Annotated in this window: 17 protein-coding genes; 8 read left to right on the plus strand and 9 right to left on the minus strand. The window is 63.2% G+C overall.

Annotated elements, in window-relative coordinates; translation table 11 throughout:
* The first annotated feature begins 24 nt into the window (after positions 1–24).
* Both mscL and NKJ11_RS01340 read left to right on the plus strand, forming a co-directional pair.
* On the plus strand, positions 25–447 hold the full coding sequence (gene mscL / locus NKJ11_RS01335; protein WP_023813897.1) for a large conductance mechanosensitive channel protein MscL: 423 nt from the start codon (positions 25–27) through the stop codon (positions 445–447).
* Positions 448–559: 112 nt separating this feature from the next.
* Positions 560–1,726, plus strand: a complete 1,167-nt coding sequence (locus NKJ11_RS01340; protein ID WP_352792524.1) for a pyridoxal phosphate-dependent aminotransferase — start codon at positions 560–562, stop codon at positions 1,724–1,726.
* Positions 1,727–2,062: 336 nt separating this feature from the next.
* Here NKJ11_RS01340 and hemA read toward each other — a convergent pair whose 3' ends face one another.
* Complete coding sequence (hemA, locus tag NKJ11_RS01345) at positions 2,063–3,340, minus strand: 5-aminolevulinate synthase (protein WP_127297829.1); 1,278 nt, start codon at positions 3,338–3,340, stop codon at positions 2,063–2,065.
* A gap of 268 nt (positions 3,341–3,608) precedes the next feature.
* Here hemA and galE point away from each other — a divergent pair, with 268 nt between their 5' ends.
* The 3 genes from galE (at position 3,609) to NKJ11_RS01360 (ending at position 7,789) form a co-directional block, all read left to right on the plus strand.
* Complete coding sequence (gene galE, locus NKJ11_RS01350) at positions 3,609–4,604, plus strand: UDP-glucose 4-epimerase GalE (RefSeq protein ID WP_352774590.1); 996 nt, start codon at positions 3,609–3,611, stop codon at positions 4,602–4,604.
* 105 nt (positions 4,605–4,709) lie between these two features.
* A complete protein-coding gene (locus NKJ11_RS01355; protein ID WP_352792525.1) occupies positions 4,710–5,960 on the plus strand; it encodes a D-amino acid dehydrogenase in 1,251 nt (416 codons plus the stop codon).
* 2 nt (positions 5,961–5,962) lie between these two features.
* Positions 5,963–7,789, plus strand: a complete 1,827-nt coding sequence (locus NKJ11_RS01360; protein WP_352792526.1) for an alanine racemase — start codon at positions 5,963–5,965, stop codon at positions 7,787–7,789.
* Here NKJ11_RS01360 and NKJ11_RS01365 read toward each other — a convergent pair whose 3' ends face one another.
* The 7 genes from NKJ11_RS01365 to NKJ11_RS01395 all read right to left on the minus strand — a co-directional run bounded on the left by NKJ11_RS01365 (position 7,790) and on the right by NKJ11_RS01395 (position 14,935).
* Positions 7,790–9,166, minus strand: a complete 1,377-nt coding sequence (locus NKJ11_RS01365) for an FGGY-family carbohydrate kinase (protein WP_128305245.1) — start codon at positions 9,164–9,166, stop codon at positions 7,790–7,792.
* Entirely contained in the window at positions 9,163–9,480 is a 318-nt protein-coding gene (gene rhaM / locus NKJ11_RS01370) for an L-rhamnose mutarotase (RefSeq protein ID WP_023813904.1), read from the minus strand. Before rhaM ends, NKJ11_RS01365 begins: the two co-directional genes overlap by 4 nt.
* The gene (locus NKJ11_RS01375) at positions 9,480–10,475 is read right to left on the minus strand and encodes an ABC transporter permease (RefSeq protein ID WP_023813905.1); all 996 of its coding nucleotides are present in this window, start codon (positions 10,473–10,475) and stop codon (positions 9,480–9,482) included. Before NKJ11_RS01375 ends, rhaM begins: the two co-directional genes overlap by 1 nt.
* Complete coding sequence (locus tag NKJ11_RS01380) at positions 10,472–11,452, minus strand: ABC transporter permease (RefSeq protein ID WP_023813906.1); 981 nt, start codon at positions 11,450–11,452, stop codon at positions 10,472–10,474. Before NKJ11_RS01380 ends, NKJ11_RS01375 begins: the two co-directional genes overlap by 4 nt.
* Entirely contained in the window at positions 11,449–12,990 is a 1,542-nt protein-coding gene (locus tag NKJ11_RS01385; RefSeq protein WP_128305242.1) for a sugar ABC transporter ATP-binding protein, read from the minus strand. Before NKJ11_RS01385 ends, NKJ11_RS01380 begins: the two co-directional genes overlap by 4 nt.
* A gap of 84 nt (positions 12,991–13,074) precedes the next feature.
* Positions 13,075–14,070 carry a rhamnose ABC transporter substrate-binding protein gene (rhaS, locus tag NKJ11_RS01390; protein WP_023813908.1) on the minus strand — a complete coding sequence of 332 codons (996 nt, stop codon included), beginning with the start codon at positions 14,068–14,070 and terminating at the stop codon, positions 13,075–13,077.
* Between the two features lie 55 nt (positions 14,071–14,125).
* Positions 14,126–14,935 carry a DeoR/GlpR family DNA-binding transcription regulator gene (locus NKJ11_RS01395; RefSeq protein WP_023813909.1) on the minus strand — a complete coding sequence of 270 codons (810 nt, stop codon included), beginning with the start codon at positions 14,933–14,935 and terminating at the stop codon, positions 14,126–14,128.
* Between the two features lie 184 nt (positions 14,936–15,119).
* On the opposite strand from NKJ11_RS01395, the gene NKJ11_RS01400 reads away from it, so the two are divergent.
* The 3 genes from NKJ11_RS01400 (at position 15,120) to ggt (ending at position 20,699) form a co-directional block, all read left to right on the plus strand.
* The gene (locus tag NKJ11_RS01400; protein ID WP_128305240.1) at positions 15,120–17,222 is read left to right on the plus strand and encodes a bifunctional rhamnulose-1-phosphate aldolase/short-chain dehydrogenase; all 2,103 of its coding nucleotides are present in this window, start codon (positions 15,120–15,122) and stop codon (positions 17,220–17,222) included.
* A 153-nt stretch (positions 17,223–17,375) separates the two neighbouring features.
* Positions 17,376–18,668 (plus strand): L-rhamnose catabolism isomerase, encoded by a 1,293-nt coding sequence (gene rhaI, locus NKJ11_RS01405; RefSeq protein ID WP_352792527.1) that lies wholly within the window; start codon positions 17,376–17,378, stop codon positions 18,666–18,668.
* Positions 18,669–18,959: 291 nt separating this feature from the next.
* Positions 18,960–20,699 (plus strand): gamma-glutamyltransferase, encoded by a 1,740-nt coding sequence (ggt, locus tag NKJ11_RS01410; RefSeq protein WP_352792528.1) that lies wholly within the window; start codon positions 18,960–18,962, stop codon positions 20,697–20,699.
* Positions 20,700–20,785: 86 nt separating this feature from the next.
* Here ggt and NKJ11_RS01415 read toward each other — a convergent pair whose 3' ends face one another.
* Positions 20,786–21,133 (minus strand): hypothetical protein, encoded by a 348-nt coding sequence (locus NKJ11_RS01415; protein ID WP_032808338.1) that lies wholly within the window; start codon positions 21,131–21,133, stop codon positions 20,786–20,788.
* Positions 21,134–21,544 lie beyond the last annotated feature (411 nt).

Genomic DNA, 21,544 nt, shown 5'->3' on the forward strand with positions numbered 1-21,544 from the left:
GCCAGTCACGACAAGGAGGGTCGAATGCTGAAAGAATTCCAGGAATTCATTTCCAAGGGCAATGTGATGGACCTTGCGGTCGGCGTCATCATCGGCGCGGCCTTCGGCAAGATCGTCGATTCCCTTGTCAACGACATCATCATGCCGATCGTCGGTGCGATTTTCGGCGGATTGGACTTCAACAACTATTTCTTCGGATTGTCCTCAGCCGTCAACGCGACCTCGCTGGCCGATGCCAAGAAGCAGGGCGCGGTCTTTGCCTATGGCAGCTTCATCACCGTGGCGCTGAACTTCCTCATTCTCGCGTTCATCATCTTCCTGATGGTCAAGGCGGTGAACAACATGCGCAGGCGGCTTGAGCGCGAGAAGCCCGCTGCTCCGGCCGCTCCGCCGCCAGCCGACGTCGCGCTGCTCACTGAAATTCGCGATCTGCTCGCCAGGCGCTGACCACGGGCAGCATTTGCTGGACCAAAACCCCGGTCGTTCGCGGCCGGGGTTTTCTGTTTTCGCATCTGGTATGGACCGCTGACGAAAACCGCTGACCAAAACGGACCCGCCAATGACCCTGATCGACAGCTTGCGCACCGAGGCCCGTGCGGCACCCGAAAGCGGCATTGTCGCCGTCGTCAATTACGGCCGCCTGCGCGAAGGCATGATTCCGCTCTGGGCCGGCGAGGGCGACCTGCCGACGCCAGCCTTCATCACCGATGCCGCGTCGAAGGCGTTGGCCGGCGGCGAGACATTCTACACTTGGCAAAGGGGCATCCCCGATCTCAGGCAGGCGCTCTCCCGCTACTATGCCAGGCATTTCGGCAAGACCTTCCCGGAGGAAGAATTCATCGTCACCGGCTCCGGCATGCATGCCATCCAGCTGGCGCTCGACGCGCTCGCCGGCGCCGGCGACGAGGTGGTTTATCTGTCGCCGGCCTGGCCGAATTTCGATGCCGCAGCAGCGATAGCGGGAGCCGTTCCAGTCGCGGTCACGCTCGATCATTCCGGCAATGGCTGGTCCTGCGACGTCGAGAAGATCGCGGCTTCGATCACGCCACGCACAAAGGCGCTGTTCATCAACACGCCGTCGAATCCGACCGGCTGGACCGCCGATCATGAGACCTTGCAGGCCATCCTCGATCTGGCGCGCGCGAAAAACCTCTGGATCATCGCGGACGAGATCTATTCGCTTTTCCACTATGGCCATGGCCGCGCGCCGTCCTTCCTCGACATCGCGTCGGCGGAAGACCGCATCCTGTACGTCAACTCCTTCTCCAAGAACTGGGCGATGACCGGCTGGCGCGTCGGCTGGATCAAGACGCATCCGAGCTTGCAGCAGGTGTTCGAGAACCTGATCCAGTATTCGAACTCCGGCGTCGCCCAGTTCATGCAGCGCGGCGCGGCCGCCGCCCTTGATGGGGGCGACGCCTTCGTTGCCGAACAGGTGGAGCGGGCGCGCAAGGCGCGCGACCTTGTCTGCGGCATTCTCGGCGCCACCGGCCGCGCCCGGTTCACGGTGCCGCAGGGCGCGTTCTATCTGTTTTTCACTGTCGACGGCATCACCGATTCACGCACCGCTGCCTTCGACATTGTCGACAAGGCCAATGTCGGCCTGGCGCCAGGCACCGCTTTCGGCCCCGGTGGCGAGGCGTTTTTGCGGTTGTGTTTCCACCGCCGCCTCGACCAGGTCGAGGAAGCGGCACACCGGCTGGCAAATTGGATGAAGGCTATTTGAGGATTGGGCTGGACAGGAAAGCCGCGCGTTTGAAGATTCTGGACCGCCTCACTCTTCGGCCGCAGTAACGGCATGGATCCTAGGGTCTGCGCCGCGTCGCTTCGCTCCTTGCTCCGCCCTAGGATGACGAAGAGAAAGATGCCTCGGCCAACCTCGAAGGTCGGCCATTGCTACGATGCCAAACTCCATCTCTGTGACTAGCCAGAAGCCCCCACGCTTCGTCATCCTAGGGCGTAGCAGTCGCGAAGCGACGCCGCGGAGACCCTAGGATCCATGCCGTGACGTCGGAGCGTCGCGGCGTTGGAAGCAATCGACAGGCGCAACCAGCAACGGGATTCAGCCGCCCGACTTGGGCACCAGCAGGGGAATGATGCGGTCGCTCTTGGCCACCGAAGGCCGCCCGGCGGAGCCATAGGGGATGCCGAGCGCATCCCAGGTCTCGACCAGCGCATCCTGCAATTCGGCGATCAGCGCATCGGAATGGAACGGCGTCGGCGTGATGCGCAGCCGCTCGGTGCCGCGCGGCACGGTCGGGTAGTTGATCGGCTGGATGTAAATGCCGTGCACGCCGAGCAGGCGGTCGCTGGCCATCTTGCAGGCCTCGGGATCGCCGACCAGCAGCGGCACGATGTGGGTCGGCGAGTCCATCACCGGCAGGCCGGCGGCCGACAGGATCTGCTTGGTTCGGCTCGCCTGCTGCTGCTGGGCGTCGCGCTCGGCCTGCGAGCGCTTGAGATGGCGGATCGACGCGGTCGCGGCAGCCGCGATCGCCGGCGGCAGTGCCGTGGTGAAGATGAAGCCCGGCGCATAGGAACGCACGGCGTCGATCACGGCGCTGGTGCCGGTGATATAGCCGCCCAGCGTGCCGAATGCCTTGGCCAGCGTGCCTTCGATGATGTCGATGCGGTCGGCCAGGCCTTCGCGCTCGGTGATGCCGCCGCCGCGCGGCCCGTACATGCCGACGGCATGGACCTCGTCGATATAGGTCATGGCGTTGTAGCGCTCGGCGAGCTCGACGATCTCTCTGATCGGCGCGATGTCGCCATCCATCGAATAGACGCTTTCGAAGACGATCAGCTTGGCGCGTTCGCGCCCCGCCGCCTGCAAAAGGCTTTCCAGATGCGCCACATCGTTGTGGCGGAAGATCTTCTTCTCGGCGCCGGAACGCCGCACGCCTTCGATCATCGAGGCGTGGTTCAATTCGTCCGAGATGATCAGGCAGTTGGGCAAAAGCTTCGCGATGGTCGAGATCGAGGCTTCGTTGGAGACGAAACCGGAGGTGAAGACCAGTGCCGCTTCCTTGTCGTGCAGGTCGGCAAGCTCCACCTCGAGCTCGACCAGCGGGTTCGAGGTGCCGGAAATGTTCCGGGTGCCGCCGGCGCCCGAACCCATCTTGCCTGCCGTATTCTGGAAAGCGGCGATGACGTCGGGATGCTGGCCCATGCCAAGATAGTCGTTGGAGCACCAGACGGTGATTTCCTCGGCGCGGCCATTGGAACGCCAGATGGCGCGCGGGAACTTGCCCGCGATCCGCTCCAGGTCGGCGAAAACGCGGTAGCGACGCTCGGCATGGAGCTGGTCGATCGCTTCCTCGAAGAACCGCTGATAGTTCATGTCGACTTCCCAATCTTTGCGCGGGATCATAATCATTGGCCTGTTGGTCGTCCACCTGGCCTTTTTGGTCAAAATGCCACGCCCCGGACCTGTTCCTAACGACCACGGATCGTGGCCTATTCCCTTGATGTGGATCAACTTTGTTTCAGGACAATGCCACTGGCCGGCGAGGCCGGTTACCACGGGTTCCAATGGTCATGCGGCGGGCTTTCCAGTAGAGCGGGGGTTGAGACAGTTTCCGATAAATCTTGGATAAGCGAGGACGCGGATGACGGTTTTGGTTACAGGCGGCGCCGGTTACATCGGCAGCCATATGGTCTGGGAGCTGCTGGATGCCGGCGAAAGCGTGGTCGTTCTCGACCGTCTTTCCACCGGTTTCGAATGGGCAGTGGCGCCCGAGGCAAGGCTGGTTGTCGGTGATGTTGCCGACAGGGAATTGGTCGGCGGGGTCATCAGGGAGAACAAGGTCGACGCGATCATTCATTTCGCCGGCTCGATCGTGGTTCCGGAATCGGTCGCCGACCCGCTCAGCTACTATGAGAACAACACCTCGAAGACGCGCACGCTGATCGAAACCGCGGTGCGCGAAGGCGTGCCCAATTTCATCTTTTCCTCGACCGCCGCCGTCTATGGCGGAGCCGGCCTGGAGCCGGTGCGCGAGGACGCCCGCCTGTCGCCGGAATCGCCCTATGGCCTGTCCAAGCTGATGAGTGAGTGGATGCTGCGCGACGCGTCGATCGCGCATGGCCTGCGCTATACCGCGCTGCGCTACTTCAACGTCGCCGGCGCCGACCCGAAGGGCCGCACCGGCCAGTCGACGCCGGGCGCCACTCATCTGATCAAGGTTGCCTGCGAGACGGCACTTGGCAAGCGGCCGTTCATGCAGGTGTTCGGCACCGATTATCCGACGCCGGACGGCACCTGCATGCGCGACTACATCCATGTCAGCGACCTGGCGGCGGCGCATCGCCTGGCCCTGCAGCGGCTGCGCGCCGGGGGCACCAGCCTCGTCGCCAATTGCGGCTACAGCCATGGCTATTCGGTGCTCGAGGTCATCGACAGCGTGCGCCGCGCCTTTGGCCGTGATTTCGAGGTGAAGATGGGCGACCGTCGCCCTGGCGACGCCGCGGCGGTGGTCGCCAATTCGGATCTCGCCCGCGCCGAGCTCGGCTGGACCCCGCAACGCGACGATCTCGACCAGATCGTCGCCGACGCGCTCGCCTGGGAGCGCATCCTGACCGGCAAGAACTCCGCGCGCGGCTGAGCCGGGTTCTCCCAAGGGCTCGCAAGGCGGGCAGTGAAGCGCTATTGAAGGCATTCGCGGCAAGGCGCGGAGGCGCCGCACCGCGAGGAGCTCTTGGGGGATGGCATGAAAATAACGGTGCTCGGGGCCGGGGTCGTCGGTACGGCGGCCGCCTATTATCTGGCCAGCGACGGCCATGAGGTGACAGTGATCGAGCGCCATCCGGCGGCGGCACAAGGCACCAGCCAGTCCAACGCCGGCCTGGTGTCACCGGGTGACGCCACCGCCTGGGCCTCGCCGGCGGCTTTGAAGACCTTCCTGCGCGGGCTCTACAACCATGATCTCGGCATCAAGGTCAGGCTGCGCTTCGATCCCTATTTCCTCGCCTGGAGCCTGCGTTTCCTGCGCCAGTGCACGGTGGCGCGCCTGCGCGCCAACACCGACATCAAGCTCAGGCTCGCGCTCTATTCGCGCGACTGCATCAATGCGCTTTCGGAAGCGACCGGCATCCACTACGACGAGCGCAAGAAGGGCATTCTCTATTTCTTCCGCTCGCAAAAGAGCCTCGACACCGGTACCGACAATTATCGTTATCTTGCCAAGCACGGCCTGCCGATCGAAATCGTCGGCCGCGACCGGCTGGTCGAGCTGGAACCAGGCCTTGCCGGCGTCAAGGACAAGATTGCCGGTGGCGTCTATTCGCCAACCGACCAGACCGGAGATTCCAAGCAGTTTGTCGACAGGCTGGCCGCCTATGCTGCCGAGAAGCTCGGCGTCAAATTCCTGTTCGCAACGACAGTCGAAGGCCTCGACATCGAGGGCGATCATGTGCGCGCGGTGATGACGTCGGCCGGCCCGGTCGCTGGCGATGCCGTGGTCATCTCGATGGGACCGGAGAGCGGCCTGCTCGGGCGCCGCTACGGCATCGACCTGCCTGTCTATCCGGTAAAAGGCTATACCGCGACGATTCCCTTGGAGGACGAAAGCAAGGGACCGACCATGGGCGGCGCCGACGAGGACCGGCTGATCGGCTATTCCAGGCTGGGCAGCCGCTTGCGGATGTCCTCGACGGCTGAATTCACCGGCTTCGATCGAACTTTCAAGCCCGCCGATTTCAAGACGATCATCAGCACCGGCAAGGATCTTTTCCCGGGTGCCTTCGACGAGAAGAAGGCTGTGTTCTGGGCGGGCCTGCGGCCGATGATGCCCAACTCGGTGCCGGTCATCGGCCAGGCGCGCTACAAGAACCTCTATCTCGACACCGGCCACGGCCATGTCGGCTGGACCATGGCCTGCGGCTCCGGCAAATTCCTTGCCGACCTCGTTGCCGGCCGCAAGCCGGAGATCGACCCGCAGGGGCTGGTTTACGGAGGCTAGAAATGTCGGGGCCGCAAGTCGCCATCGACCTTGGCCGCATCGAGCGCAATGCGCGCACGATCGTCGAGCGTTGCGCGCTGTCGGGCATAAAAGTATTCGGCGTCACCAAGGGCACTTGCGGCATGCCGCAAGTGGCGCGCGCCATGCTGCGCGGCGGTGTCGCCGGCATCGCCGAATCGCGCTTCGAGAACATCCGCCGGCTGCGCGACAGCGGCATCAACGCGCCGATCATGCTGTTGCGCAGCCCGCCGATGGCGCGGGTTGAGGAGGTGGTACGCACCGTCGACATCAGCCTGCAGTCGGAACTCGCCACCATCCGCGAGATTTCGCGCATCGCCGAGCGCATGGGCCGTGTCCACGACATCATGCTGATGATCGATCTCGGCGATCTGCGCGAAGGCATCTGGCCAAATGACCTTATTCCGACGGTCGAGCAGATACTGCAGTTCAAGGGCGTTCGCATTGCCGGCATCGGCACCAATCTCGGCTGTTTCGGCGCCATCATGCCGACGCCGGAAAATCTCGGCCAGCTCGTCGCCCATGCCTACAAGACCGAGCGCCTGTCCGGCAGAAGCCTCGACGTGATCTCCGGCGGTGCCTCGTCGTCGCTGCCGCTGCTGCTCGAAGGCAGACTGCCGGCCGGCATCAACAATCTGCGGGTCGGCGAGGCGATCCTGCAAGGCGGCGTCGAGACCTTCCGCGACACGCCGTGGGCGGAGCTCGAACCCGATGCCTGCCGGCTGACCAGCGACATCATCGAGGTCAAGCTCAAGCCGTCACGGCCGATCGGCCAATCCGGCTATGACGCCTTCGGCAACCAGCCGGTCTTCCCCGACGAGGGCGACAGGCTGCGCGCCATCGCCAATATCGGCCGCGAGGACGTGCTGGTCGAGGGGCTGACGCCGATCGCCAGGGGGATACGGGTGCTCGGCGCCTCCAGCGATCATCTGCTGCTCGACGTCGCCGATGCCGATCCAAGGCCCTCCGTCGGCGACCGCGTCGCCTTCCGCATGAGCTATGGCGCCATGCTTTTGGCAATGACTTCGGAATATGTCGAGAAGGCCCCGATGCATGACGTCGAGGATTTTTCCGGTCGCAAGATGGTGCAGATCACGGCCGGGCAGGGAGCTGCCGGCATCCTGGCCCGGGAAGGCACCGGCGCCCGGCTGGAAGCGATGAACTTCGACGTCGTGGAACTCGCCGATGTCGAGAGGCCGCCATCGGGGCTGGTCCGGCTCATCGCAGGCGCAGACCGGCGCATCGCCCACAAGGCGCTGACCGCGACGGCGCGCGCGACACATTCTTTCGGCCTGATCTGGATCGATTCGATCGCCGCCCTGATGCCCGAGGACGAGGACGGCATCGACCTGCCGGAAGGCTCGGTGCTGGCGCGTACTCTCGGCCTCGACCACAAGGCGGGTGCGCTGCAGCCGCAGCTGTCGCCGGAAAATGTCGTCATCGTCGGCTTGCGTCACGCCGATCCGGCCGAAGCGCGGGTGCTGAAGGATTCGCGCGTGTCGGCATTCACCATGACCGATATTGACGCCCTGGGCATGCGCGACCTGATGCATGAGGCGATACGCATCGCCACCTCTGGTACGCAAGGCTTTCACGTCAGCTATTCGCCGACCGCGACCGAATTCGCCGGCTGGGCTGCGGGCTCCGGCGGGCTGACCGTGCGCGAGACGCATCAGGCGATGGAGGCGATCGCACTCTCCGGCGGGCTACTGTCGATGGATGTGTCGGGCCTGACGGCGGATCTGGAGCCGCGGATCGGCACCGACGCGGTCAACTTCGTCATGTCGGCCTTCGGCAAGCGGATTCTTTGATCAGCCCTGCACGTCCACTGCCGCGCGCCATGCGCTGGCATAATCAACCCAGGCCGGGTCTACAGGCGGTTCTATTCTTTCGCCCTTGCCGTGCGTCGCCGGCTGATCGGATGCCAGCAGCGCCGCGCCGATGCTGGTGCCGGTGGCGGCCTCGGACGCAACCACGGCGCGCGCCGTGGCTGCCGCCAGCATGCCGACAAAGAGCCGGTTACGGGCAAAGGGGCCTTCGACCGTGGTCGGACCGTCCGCGCCGATCAAGTCGAGGCAGGTCGCCGTCATCAACGCCAGATAGAACGAGATGGCGGCAAAGCGCTGGCCGCTGTTCAGGCCCTCGGCATCAAGCCATATTGCGACATGGTGCGGGAATGGGCCCGAGCCTTGCTGGGTCGACGGCAGCAGCAGCATCTTTCGCCCCAACACGGCGCCGACATCATCTTCAGTCCACTGCTCCGGCTGGTCCTTGGTCAGCACGGAAAACTCGCGGCCGCCCATGAAGCGCGCAGAGGGAACGGGATTGCCGAGTGCGTTGACATTGACCAGCGTGTCGCGCGTGGCATCCAGCGCAATCTGTTTGCCGCCGACCGCCATCGACACCACCCAGGTGCCGGTCGAGACGACGGAGAAAGGTGGTTTGTCGGACAGCAGATGCGGCAGCAGCGAGGCGTTGGAATCATGCAGGCCGCAGAACACCGGTGTTTGCGGATCGAGTCCGGTTCGCGCCGCAACAGTGGGCAGGATCGGGCCGAGACGATCCCTGGCCGGCCGCACCGGCGCCATCAGGCTCCGCCAGTCCAGGCTGTCGACCAACGATGAAAAATCCGCCGTCCATGGGTTCCACAGGTCGGTGTGGCAGCCGAGCGAGGTAACTTCGTTGGCGGCGATGCCGGTCAGGCGCAACGCCCAGTATTGCGGGTACATCAGCATCGCGGCGGCCCTGGCGAATTCGGCCGGGAAGCTTTTCTGCTGCCAGAAGAATTGCGCACCGAGATTGAGGCCGAGCGGCAGGCGCGGCGTGCCGGTCTCGGAAAAGAGCGGGCGGATCGCTTCATAATCCGCTGCCAGCCTGTCAGGGCCATCGAACTCATAGTCGAGCACAGGCAGCACCAGTTCACCCGCCGCGTCGACCAGCACGCCGGTCGCGCCGTGGGTGGTGATCGAAATGGCGTCGATGCGCTGTTCGTGGTTGAGGCCGGCAAGGCTTTCGAGGATGAATGCCCACAAGGCCTCGACATCGTGGTGCGGGTAGGGCGCCTGTCGCACCGGCGCATTGGCCATTCGGCGCAGCGCCACCTCGCTCAACGTCGCGAGGTCGACCAGCGCCACCTTGGCGTTGGTCTTGCCGATGTCGATGACGGCGATGTGGCGCATAGCACTCATGCCATGTGGAACATTGTTTCCAGCGGCACGGCCACCGGCTCGTTGTCCGGTCTGGTTTCCATGATGTCGGCCATTTCAGCCCACCAGCGCTGCATCACCGAATGCCTGGGCAATTCGTCCATGCCGTGGTCGTCTCGCCGCCACAGCACACCGAACAGGATATTGGTCTCCTCATCGAGATGAATGGAATAGTCGGAGACGCCGGCCTGCTTCAGCAGCGCGAGCAGCGACGGCCAGATTTCGTCATGGCGCTTCTTGTACTCGGCCTTCATGCCGGGCTTGAGCTTCATCTTGAATGCGTATTTTTCGGCCATCAACGCCCTCCGCGGAGTCGCCGCCAGACGATCGGCAAGGCAATGACGATGATCAGCAGCAGGCCGATGAAGATCGACATGACGATGCCGGGCACGTTGAGCAGGCCAAGCCCGAAGGTCACCAGTCCCATGATGAAGGCTGCAAGCACGACGCCAAGAATGCTGCCGGCGCCACCGAGGATGCTGACGCCGCCGAGCACCACCATGGTGATGACTTCCAGCTCGTAGCCTTGCGCGATCGACGGCCGTGTCGAGCCGAGGCGGGAGGTGATCAGCACCGAGGCGATGCCCGACATCAGCCCGGTCAGGCAGAACAGGATGAACTTGGTGCGGCCGACGCGCACGCCGGAAAATTGCGCAGCGACCGGATTGTTGCCGATGGCGAAGACGCGGCGGCCGAAACTCGTGCGGTGCAGAAGGAACCAGTAGACGACGGCCGCGATCAGGAAGAGCACCAGTTCGAACGACACCACCCACCAGACATAGCCCTGGCCGAAGAAGGCGAAGTTTGAGGGATAGCCCTTGTAGGCCTGGTCGCCGAGGATGATGAAGGCGATGCCGCGAAACAGGCTCATCGTGCCGATGGTGACGACGATGGAGGGCAGGCCGAGCCTTGTCACCAGCAGACCGTTGAAGGCGCCGCAGCCGAGCCCGACGACGATGCCGATCGCCACCAGCACCGGCGTGCCGGCGCCGGCCTGCACCGCCATGCCCATCATGGTCGACGCCAGCGCGATGATGGCGGCCACCGACAGGTCGATCTCGCCCGAAATGATCAGCAACGCCATGGCGAAGGCGATCAGGCCCTTCTCGGTGAAATTGAAGGTCAGATCGGACAGCGAGTAGGGATCGAGGAAATAGGGCGAGGCGAAGCTGTTGATGGCGAAGATGGCGACGGCCACGACGACCAGCAGCGCTTCCCAGGAAAAGATCGCCGAACGAAGCGGCTTGTCGAGCCGGTCGGGAATGTGGCGCGGGGCAGGGATGTCGGTCATGTCCCCGCCTCCACCTTTCTCAGGATGATGCGGCCTTGCTGGCGTTCGCCGCGCGCGTTGAGCACGACGGCCAGAATGATGGCGCTGCCCGAAATCGCCATCTGCCAGAAGGGCGAGATGTTGATGACCGGCAGCGCGTTGGAGATGATGCCGAGGAACAGCGCACCGAGCACCGCGCCGCCGACCGAACCGATGCCGCCGGCGATGGAAATGCCGCCGATGACGCAGGCGGCGATGATGTTGAGCTCATAGCCGTTGGCGACCTCGACCGACGCAATCACATAGCGCGAGATCCAGAGATAGCCTGACAGGCCGCCGATCATGCCGGAGATGCAGAAGACGATGAATTTCGTGCGGCCGACATCGATGCCGGCATAGACGGAAGCCGTCGGGTTGACCCCGATGGCGTAGATCGAGCGGCCGAGCGCGGTGCGCGTCATCAAAACGAAGAACAGCGCGATGACCAGGATGGCGATCCACGACAGCACCGGAATGCCGATGAAGGCTGCGCGCTGAAAGCCGATGAATTCCGGGCTCATCTTGTCGGCATTGACCCAGGCACCGCCGGACAGCACGAAGGTGGCGCCGCGATAGATGGTCAGCGTGCCCAAAGTCACCACGATCGAGGGGATGTTCAGCCGCCAGACCAAAAGGCCGTTGATGGCGCCGAGCACCAGGCCGACGGCCAGCGCAATGACGATCAGCAGCGGGATGGGGATTGCCGGATGCGCGGCGTTCAGCATCGCCACCACCATGCCGGTGAAGCAGAGATTGGACGCCATCGACAGATCGATCGACCGGGTCAGGATGACCACCATCTGGCCCAGCGCCAGGATCATCAGGATCGAGGTGTCGTTGAACACCTGGCGCAGATTGCCGGGGTCGGCAAAGGCCGGGAAGCGCGTCGAGATCAGCCCGATCAGCACGACGATGGCCGCGAGCAGCCAGATTTCACGGTATTTCAAGAAAGCTCTCATGCCGCGATCCCCGCTGCCGTCCTGACCAGCGTCTCGGCGTCCAGCCCCTTGTTGTCGTAGACCGCCGCGACAAGGCCTTCACGCATGACGACGACGCGGTCGGACATGCCGAGGATTTCGGGCAGTTCGGATGACACCATGATCACCGACAGGCCTTGCGCCACCAACTCGGCCATGAAGCCGTGCACGGCGGCCTTCGAGCCGATGTCGATGCCCTTGGTCGGCTCGTCGAGGATGATCACCTTGGGCGACGTCGCCAGCCATTTGGCGATGACGATCTTCTGCTGGTTGCCGCCCGACAGCGTGCCGACGTCCTGGCTGAGCGAGGAGGCCCTGAGGTCGAGCCGCTCGGTGTAGGAGCGGGCGAGCGAAAACTCCTCCGACAGCCGCAGCAGGCCTGACTTGGATGTGCGCTTGAGCGAAGGCAGCGAGACGTTCTGGAAGATCGGCAGGCCGATCACCACGCCTTGCTTGCCGCGTTCCTCCGGCACGTAGACGATGCCGGCATCGATCGAATCCGCAGCCGATTTCGGCGCGAGCGTCTTGCCTTCCAGCGTGATCGTGCCGGCTGATGTGCGGGTGATGCCAGATATCGCCTGCATCACCTCGCTGCGGCCGGCGCCGACCAGGCCGTAGAAGCCGAGGATCTCGCCCTTGTGCAATTCGAAGCCGATATCGTTGAATTCGGTCGGATGCGACAGGCCGGAAACGGAGAGCACCGGCGCGCCGATCTCGGCCTTGCGCTGCGGGAAGATGTGATCGACCGCGCGGCCAACCATCAGGCGCACGATCTGGCTCTGGCCGGCATCCTTGATCAGGCCTTCGCCGACCATCTCGCCATCGCGGAACACCGTGTAGCGGTCGGCGATACGGTAGATCTCGTCGAACTTGTGGCTGATGAACAGGATCGCCTTGCCGTCGCTCTTGAGGAACTCGATCAGCAAAAAGAGCTCCTCGATCTCCTTCATCGAAAGCGCGGCGGTCGGCTCGTCCATGATGACGATCTGCGCGTCGATCGACATGGCGCGCGCGACGGCGACCAGATGCTTGTTGGCGATGCCGAGGTCCTTCAGGCGCGCATCGGCGTCGATATGGCCGGCATGCATGGTGTCGAGCACTTCGCGCGCATTTTTGCGCATCGTGCGCCAGTCGATGGTGCGCAAACGCGTGCGCGGCGCGTGGCCGAGAAAGATGTTTTCGGCGACCGTCAAATCGTCGAACAGCACGGTTTCCTGATGGATGGCAGTAACGCCATAGCCGAAGGCGGCATGCGCGCTGGGCAGGGTGACTGCCTGGCCGTCGATGCTGATGGTACCCTCGTCGGGCTGGTAGATGCCGGTCATGATCTTGACCAGCGTCGACTTGCCGGCGCCGTTTTCGCCGATCAGCGCCGTCACCTGGCCGGGGTAGAGCGACAGGCTGACATTGTGCAGCGCGCGCACGCCGGGAAAGCTCTTGGAGATGCCGGACAGCGTCAGGCGTGGAGCCGAGGCTAGAGGCTGCTCCTTCACCGTGCCGGGTTGGGCTGTCGTGTCCATAGTCGTATCAAGCCCTGAAACAAGGTCCGTTTAAAGTCGCGGCGGGACGTGAGCTCCGCCGCGACAGCTTGAGAGCGCTCCAGATCAATAAATCTTGGAGAACTTCTCGATGTTCGACTTGTCGAACTGGAACGGCGGAGCCATCGCAGCCGAGTTGGTGTCGTCGAGCGTGACCTTGCCGACGCGGCCGATCGACAGCGTGGCGCCGGGCTTCGCCTCTTCCTTCTTCACCGCCAGATCATGGGCGAGGTAGACGGCCGAGTAGCCGAGGTCGATCGGATTCCACAGCGCAACCGCCTGGCTGGAACCGTTGTCGATAAACTTCTTGAACTCGGACGGCAGCGCCAGGCCGGTGACATTGACCTTGCCGATCAAGTTCTCATCGGTGACGACCTGGGCGGCGGCAACGACGCCGACGGTGGTCGGCGCTATGATCGCCTTGAGGTTCGGATAGGACTTCAACAGGCCCTTGGCCTCATCAGTGCTCTTGGCCGAATCGTCATCGCCATAGACGGTGGCGACAAGTTTGATCTTGGGGAACTTCTCCGGCAGGATCTTCTTGGCCGCATCGATCCAGGCGTTCTGGTTGGTCGCGGTCGAGGAGGCCGACAGGATGGCGACTTCGCCGCCTTCCGGCAGGTAATCGGCGGCAAGCTTGATGATGGTCTCGCCGATCAGGCCGGTGTCGGACGGGTTGAGGTGAAGCTGGCGGCCTTCCTTGGCGACGCCCGAATCCCAGGAGATGACGGTGATGCCGCGTTCCATGGCCTTCTTCAGCACCGGTACCAGCGCGTCGGCGTCATTGGCCGAAATGGCGATGGCGTTGACCTTCTGCGCGATCAGCGAATTGACCACTTCGATCTGCGCTTCGGCGGTCGCCTTGGTCGGGCCGGTGTAGATGATGTCGACATCGCCGAGTTCCTTGGCCGCCTCTTCGGCGCCCTTGTTGGCGGCATCGAAGAAGCCGTTGCCGAGCGACTTCACCACCAACGCGATCTTGACGTTCTCGGCATAGGCGGCATTCACGAACATGGCGGCTGAGAATGCAGCCGTCACCATCAATTTCTTCAAGAAGCTCATCGAATTTCCTCCCTTGAGCGTTGCATTCCATCGCCGCTGCGAGCGCGAGTTGGCCTCAGGCCTGCAGTGAAGATTCTTCCTTGTTGGTTGCGGATGTGCGGGCGACGATCAGCGTCACGCCGGCGGTTTCCAGCATCTTGGCTTCGCGATCCTCGATGCCGTCATCGGTGATGACGGTGGCGATGCGCGACAGGCCGCACAGGATCAGGCTGGAGCGTTTGCGGAATTTTGAGGAATCGACCAGCACCACCAACTCGTCGGCCTGGTCGATCAGCTTCTGCTCCGCCTGGATCAAAAGCGGATCGCCTTCCATCAGGCCAAGCGGCCCCAGCCCCTGCGCGCCCATGAACATGCGGCGCGCATAGAAATTGCGCGTCACGTCATTGTCGAAGGGAGACAGGATGATGTTCTGCTCGCGATAGATGGTGCCGCCCGACAGCATCACCGTGTTCTTGGAGTGCTTGAGCAGATGCTCGGCGATCGGAAACGAGTTGGTGAAGATCGGCATCCGGCGGCCGGTCAGGAAATGCACCATCTGGAAGGTGGTGGTGCCGCCATTGATGATGATCGGTTCGCCGTCCTTGCACAGTTCGACCGCTTCACGCGCGATTGCCCGCTTCTGCGAGGCGTTGATCGTTTCGTTGACGGAAAAGGGCCGGCCGGCCAGCCCGATGAACTGCGGCGGCGAGATTGCCTCGGCGCCGCCGCGGACGCGGCGCAGGCGCTTCTGGACGTGGAGAGCCGCGATATCGCGCCGGATCGTCGCCTCGGAGGACTCCGTCAGGTCGACCATCTCTTGCACCGTCACAACAGGCTTTTCCTGGACGGCGGATAGAATGATCCTGTGGCGCTCTTTTTCGTGCATGGTTCCTCCCTGCCAGAGCATCTAGGCACCCAAAACGCGCAGTGTCAATCATTTCCGATCATATAATTTCATTGTGCAGTGCAATATGATCGATCTTGATCGTTTGTGATTGACAAGCCGGCTGCTTCCGTGGAAATTCGAACCAAATGGCCGCGCCTTTTGCGTGCCTTCGGGAGGATTTCTTATGCTCGACAAGCGCACCGGCGCGCGCCTCGCCAATCTGTGGGATGAGGCCAAGGCTCACGCGATGAGCGGGCCGGAACTTCTGGTCTACCGCTCGAACACACTTGGCTCGGACAAGCGCGTCACCAACTATGGCGGCGGCAACACGTCCTCGAAGATCTGGCAGAGAGACCCGCTCACCGGCGAGGATGTCGAAGTGCTGTGGGTCAAGGGGTCGGGCGGCGACAGCGCCTCGATCAAGCTGGATGGCTTCGCCACGCTCTACATGGACAAGCTGCGCGCGCTCAAAGGCCTCTATCGCGGCGTCGAGCACGAAGATGAAATGGTCGGCTTCCTGCCGCACTGCACCTTCAACCTCAATCCGCGCGCGGCCTCTATCGACACGCCGTTGCATGCCTACGTGCCGAAGCCTTTTGTCGACCACATGCATCCCGATGCCATCATCGCCATTGCCGCGGCAAAGGATTCGAAGGCGCTGACCAAAGAAATCTTCGGCGACGCCATTGGCTGGTTGCCGTGGAAGCGCCCGGGCTTCGAACTCGGCCTGTGGCTGGAAAAATTCTGCCTCGAACATCCTGCCGCCAAAGGCGTTATCCTGGAAAGCCACGGCCTGTTCACCTGGGGCGACACCCCCAGGGAATGCTACGAGACGACGATCTCGGTGATCAACCAGGCGATCGAATGGTTCGAGCGCCGCTCCGAGGGTGTCGCTATCCTCGGCGGTGAAGCGGTCAAGTCGCTCGACGCCACTGAGCGCCGTGCGATTGCCGCAAAGCTGATGCCGAGGATTCGCGGCCTGATTTCGGAAAAGAGCCACAAAACAGGCCATTTCGACGATTCCACTGCTGTGCTCGAATTCGTCAACTCCAGGGATCTGCGCCCGCTGGCGGCACTCGGCACGTCGTGCCCCGACCATTTCCTGCGCACCAAGATCCGCCCGCTGGTCATCGAGTTCGATCCGGCAAAACCCGATGTCGATGCGGTCATCGCGCGCCTTGCCGACGACATCGCCGAATATCGCGTCGGCTACCAGGCCTACTACGACAGCTGCAAGCATGCGGACTCGCCCGCCATCCGCGATCCCAATGCCGTCGTCTACCTGATGCCCGGCGTCGGCATGTTCACCTTCGCCGGCGACAAGGCGACGGCGCGCATTTCGGGCGAATTCTACGTCAACGCCATCAACGTCATGCGCGGCGCCTCCACCGTATCGTCCTATGTCGGCCTGCCCGCACAGGAAGCCTTCGACATCGAATACTGGCTGCTCGAGGATCTGAAGCTGCAGCGTATGCCGAAGCCGAAGTCGCTTGCCGGCCAGATCGCGCTGGTCACCGGTGGCGCCGGCGGCATCGGCCGCGCCACGGCCAACCGCCTGCTGCGCGAAGGCGCCTGCGTGGTGCTGGCCGACATCGACGAGACAGCGCTGGCCAGCGCCAATGACGAACTGGCGAAAGTCTACGGCAAGGATTTCGTCCGCCCGGTATTGATCAACGTCACCTCGGAGGACCAGGTCATTTCGGGCTTTGCCGAGACGGCGGTCGAGTTCGGCGGCATCGACATTCTGGTGTCGAATGCAGGGCTGGCCTCCTCGGCGCCGATCGAGGAGACGACGCTGGCGCTGTGGAACAAGAACATGGACATATTGTCGACCGGTTATTTCCTGGTCTCGCGGGAAGCGTTCCGGCTGTTCCGCGCGCAGAAGATTGGCGGCAACGTCGTCTTCGTCGCCTCCAAGAACGGCCTTGCCGCATCGCCCAACGCCGCCGCCTATTGCACCGCCAAGGCCGCCGAGATCCATCTCGCCCGCTGCCTGGCGCTGGAGGGCGCGGAGGCGCAGATCAGGGTCAATGTCGTCAACCCGGACGCGGTGCTGCGCGGCTCGAAGATCTGGACCGGCGAGTGGAAGGAACAGCGCGCCGCCGCCTACAAGATGTCGACCGACGATCTGGAGGAGCACTATCGCTCGCGTTCGATGCTGAAGCGCTCGGTGTTCCCGGAAGACATCGCCGAAGCGATCTATTTCCTGGCGTCCGACATGTCGGCCAAGTCGACCGGCAACATCATCAATGTCGACGCGGGCAACGCCCAGAGCTTTACGCGATAATTTCTTACCCTCCCCCTTGTGGGGAGGGTCGGCAGGCAGTCGCCGCGAAGCGGTGAGTGCTTGCCGGGGCGGGGGGTACCCCCACCCGGCCCTGCGGGCCACCCTCCCCACAAGGAGGGGGAGGGTAAAGCTGCATCTTGGGAGGAAACTTTAGTGTCCGAATCCATCATCTCCGCCGACCTCGTCGACAAGGACAACGCCGCGCGCCAGGTCAACCTTGAGCGCGACTACGCCTCGCTCGGCGAACGCCTCGACCGTCGCGGCATCGCCATCGACGCCATCCGCGACAAGGTCGAGAAATTCGCGGTGGCGATCCCGTCCTGGGGTGTCGGCACCGGCGGCACGCGCTTTGCCCGCTTTCCCGGCGCCGGCGAGCCGCGCGACATCTTCGACAAGATCGAGGATTGCGCCGTCATCCAGCAATTGACGCAGGCGACGCCGACCGTCTCCCTGCACATTCCGTGGGACAAGGCCGACCCGAACCGGCTGAAACAGGCCGCCTCGCGCTTTGGCCTCGGCTTCGACGCCATGAACTCCAACACCTTTTCCGATGCCAGGGACCAGAAACTCTCCTACAAATTCGGCTCGCTCTCGCATGCCGATGCCGGGACGCGCCGGCAAGCGGTCGAGCACAATCTCGAATGCATCGAGATCGGCAAGACTCTCGCCTCCAAGGCGCTGACGGTGTGGATCGGCGACGGTTCGAACTTTCCAGGCCAGGTCAATTTCGCCAGGGCGTTCGAGCGCTATCTCGACGCCATGAAAGAGGTCTACGCCGGACTGCCCGCCGACTGGAAACTGTTCAGCGAGCACAAGATGTACGAGCCGGCCTTCTACTCCACCGTCGTGCAGGACTGGGGCACCAACTACATGATCGCGCAGGAGTTGGGCGACAAGGCGTTCTGCCTCGTCGACCTCGGCCACCATGCCCCCAATGTCAACATCGAGATGATCGTGTCGCGGCTGATCCAGTTCAAGAAACTCGGCGGCTTCCACTTCAACGATTCGAAATATGGCGACGACGACCTCGATGCCGGTTCGATCGACCCCTACCGGCTGTTCCTCGTCTTCAACGAACTGGTCGATGCCGAACTGTCCGGCGCCGAGGGTTTCGACCCGGCCCACATGCTCGACCAGAGCCACAACGTCACCGATCCGATCGAAAGCCTGATGCTGTCGGCGGTCGAGGTGCAGCGCGCCTATGCGCAGGCGCTGCTCGTCGACCGCAAGGCGCTGGAAGGTTTTCAGGACTTGAACGACGCGCTGATGGCGACGCAGACGCTGAAAGCCGCCTACCGCACCGATGTCGAGCCGATCCTCGCCATGGCGCGGCTGAAGACGGGTGGCGCCATTGATCCGGTCGCGGCGTATCGTGCGGCGGGCTACCGGGCGAAAGTCGCGGCCGAACGCCCGGCGGTTGCGGGCGGTTCAGGCGGGATTGTGTAGGCCTTTAGTTCGATTTTCCGTCGATCCGACAGAGAGGGCGGCACTTGAGCACCCCCCTCTGTCCTGCTGGACATCTCCCCCGCAAGGGGGGAGATCGGATGTCATTTCTGCTTTCGCCAATCGCCAACGATGCAGGAAGAGCGCCGCAGCTGAAGCTGCAAATCTCCCCCCTTGCGGGGGAGATGTCCGGCAGGACAGAGGGGGGTGTGAAGGAACGCCAACCATCACTATTGGCTGGACTAACCCATCCCAAGGGTCTTTTCTAGGCGTCCCCCCGCCCGGAGAACCGCCATGCCGCTCACCCGCAGAACACTGATCGCCGCCAGTCTTTGCATCACCTTCGCCCTGGCGCCGTTGACGAGCGCCTTTGCCGCTTCCCCGCAACCGGCCAAGGGCGAGCACGGCATGGTGGTGACGGCCCAGCATCTGGCGTCCGAAGTCGGCATCGAGGTCTTGAAGAAGGGCGGCAATGCTGTCGATGCGGCGGTTGCCGTCGGCTATGCGCTCGCGGTCGTCTACCCCAATGCCGGCAATGTCGGCGGCGGCGGCTTCATGACCATCCGCTTCAAGGACGGCAAATCGACCTTTCTCGATTTCCGCGAGCGGGCGCCGCTGGCGGCGACAAAAACCATGTATCTCGACAAGGACGGCAACCCGGTGAAGGGGGCGAGTCTCGACGGTTATCTTGCGGTCGGCGTGCCGGGTTCGGTGGCCGGTCTGGAGATGGCCCGCCAAAAATACGGCAAACTGTCCCGGCAGGATCTGATGGCGCCGGCAATCGGCTATGCCAAGGACGGCTTCATCCTCAACCAGGGCGACGCCGCCTCGTTTGCCGGCAGTGCCGACAGGCTGGCGAAGGACCCCGCGGCCGCCGCCATATTCCTGAAACCCGACGGCAAGCCCTATGGCATCGGCGAGCGGCTGGTCCAGCCCGACCTCGCGGCGTCGCTCGCCGCCATTTCCGAAAAGGGTACGGATGCCTTTTACAAAGGCGCCATCGCCGATGCCATCGTCAAGGCGAGCGGCGCCAAGGGCGGCATTCTCGCCAAACCGGATTTCAAGCAATATGCGGTGCGCGAACTCAAGCCCGTGACCTGCACCTATCGCGGCTACGAGATCACCTCCTCGCCGCCGCCCAGCTCCGGCGGCGTCATCATCTGCGAAATCCTCAACGTTCTGGAGGGCTATCCCTTATCCTACCTCGGTGCCGGTTCTGCCGAGACGGTCCACGTCATGATCGAGGCGATGCGCTACGCCTATGTCGATCGCAATTCCGCGCTCGGCGATCCCGATTTCGTCGACAATCCGGTCTCGAAATTGCTTGATAAAGCCTATGCCAGGGATATCCGCGACAAGATCGATCCGTTCCGGGCCGGCGTGTCGCAGGATCTGATGCCGAAGGGCTTTGGCGAGAGCAAGGAGACGACGCATTATTCGATCATCGACGATGAAGGCAACGCGGTCGCGGTCACCTACACGCTGAACGGCTCCTTCGGCGCCGGCGTCGTCGCCGACGGCACCGGCATCCTGCTCAACAACGAAATGGACGATTTCACCCAGAAACCCGGCGTGCCCAACCTCTATGGCCTGGTCCAGGGCGAGGCCAACGCCATCCAGCCGAAGAAGACGCCGCTGTCGTCGATGAGCCCGACCGTGGTTGCCAAGGACGGCAAGCCGTTCATGGTCATAGGCAGCCCGGGTGGTTCGCGCATCATCACCATCACGCTGGAAGCGATCGTCAATGTCATCGACCACGGCATGAACATCCAGGAGGCGATCGACGCGCCTCGCATCCACCATCAATGGCTGCCCGACAAGGTTTATGTCGAGCCGTTCGGCCTGTCGCCGGACACAGAAAAGCTGCTGGCCAGCATGGGATATCACCTCGATCTCGCTGACCAGACCTGGGGGCAGGCGGCCGGCATCCTGGTCGGCGGCAAGAGCCTGGCGGAAATCGAGAAGGGCGGCGGCGCGCGCTACAACGGCGCCATCGACAGCCGCGCGGCCTCTGGCGAGGCGCTCGGATACTGATAGCTCGGAGGAAAAGCTTGGTGCAGCGTGGCGATTCGGGTTGATCGCCCGCTGCTCAAGTGGATCGGCTCACACCGATTTGATCGTCACAAGACCAGCGTGAGGGTGGACGCAACCAGCATCAAGGCGGCAATGCCGACGAACAGCGCATAGATACGCGGCCGGTCGAGCAGCAGCGCGTTTCCGGATATCCAAGCGGACGTGGCGCCGCCAAGCGCGAAGAGGAAGCCGTTGCGGTGCCCGAAGACCATCGATGCGGCCATCAGCCCGCCAATGATCAGCGCACCGAACACGATGATCACGGCAACGGCATATCTCTCGAAATCATTGCCGCTACCCATGCTCGGGCCGATTGCGTTCAACGTCGGCAGGTCGTCCGGATCGAAGGGGTTCGTCGACCCGTATTCGTCTTGACCGGCAGGCTCTCGCATCATTCGTTCTCCGTATAGCGGCAACAAATCATCAAGCCTTGCCGAGTGCAACCCGATCGCGCTGCCTTGATGCGTTCGACCGGTCCTTGACGTCTTCAGGCGGCGGCTTGCTGCCGGCTTTTTTGGTTCGTTCCTTGGCCGTCTTTGGTCTCTCAGGCAATCCAGGAAACGGCTGCCCAAAGGCGACCGTGGCTTCGTCTATCATGGAATGCCTTCGTGGAGGAAAAATGATGCGAGCGCGGATTGGGCTTCGCGGGCGGTGATTTTTTGGTCGGCCACATCGCACAGCGCTGTTGTACGGGCGAATCGCCTTGCGGCCAAGCGGCGGCTGCGCCTGGCATGCGGTTGCGTAAAGTTGACTTGTCAGGCCATCAAAATGTTGACTATTGAACTCATGTTTCATAGTCAACCGGG

The sequence above is a fragment of the Mesorhizobium sp. M0243 genome, assembly GCF_040321775.1.
Taxonomy (GTDB): Bacteria; Pseudomonadota; Alphaproteobacteria; order Rhizobiales; family Rhizobiaceae; genus Mesorhizobium.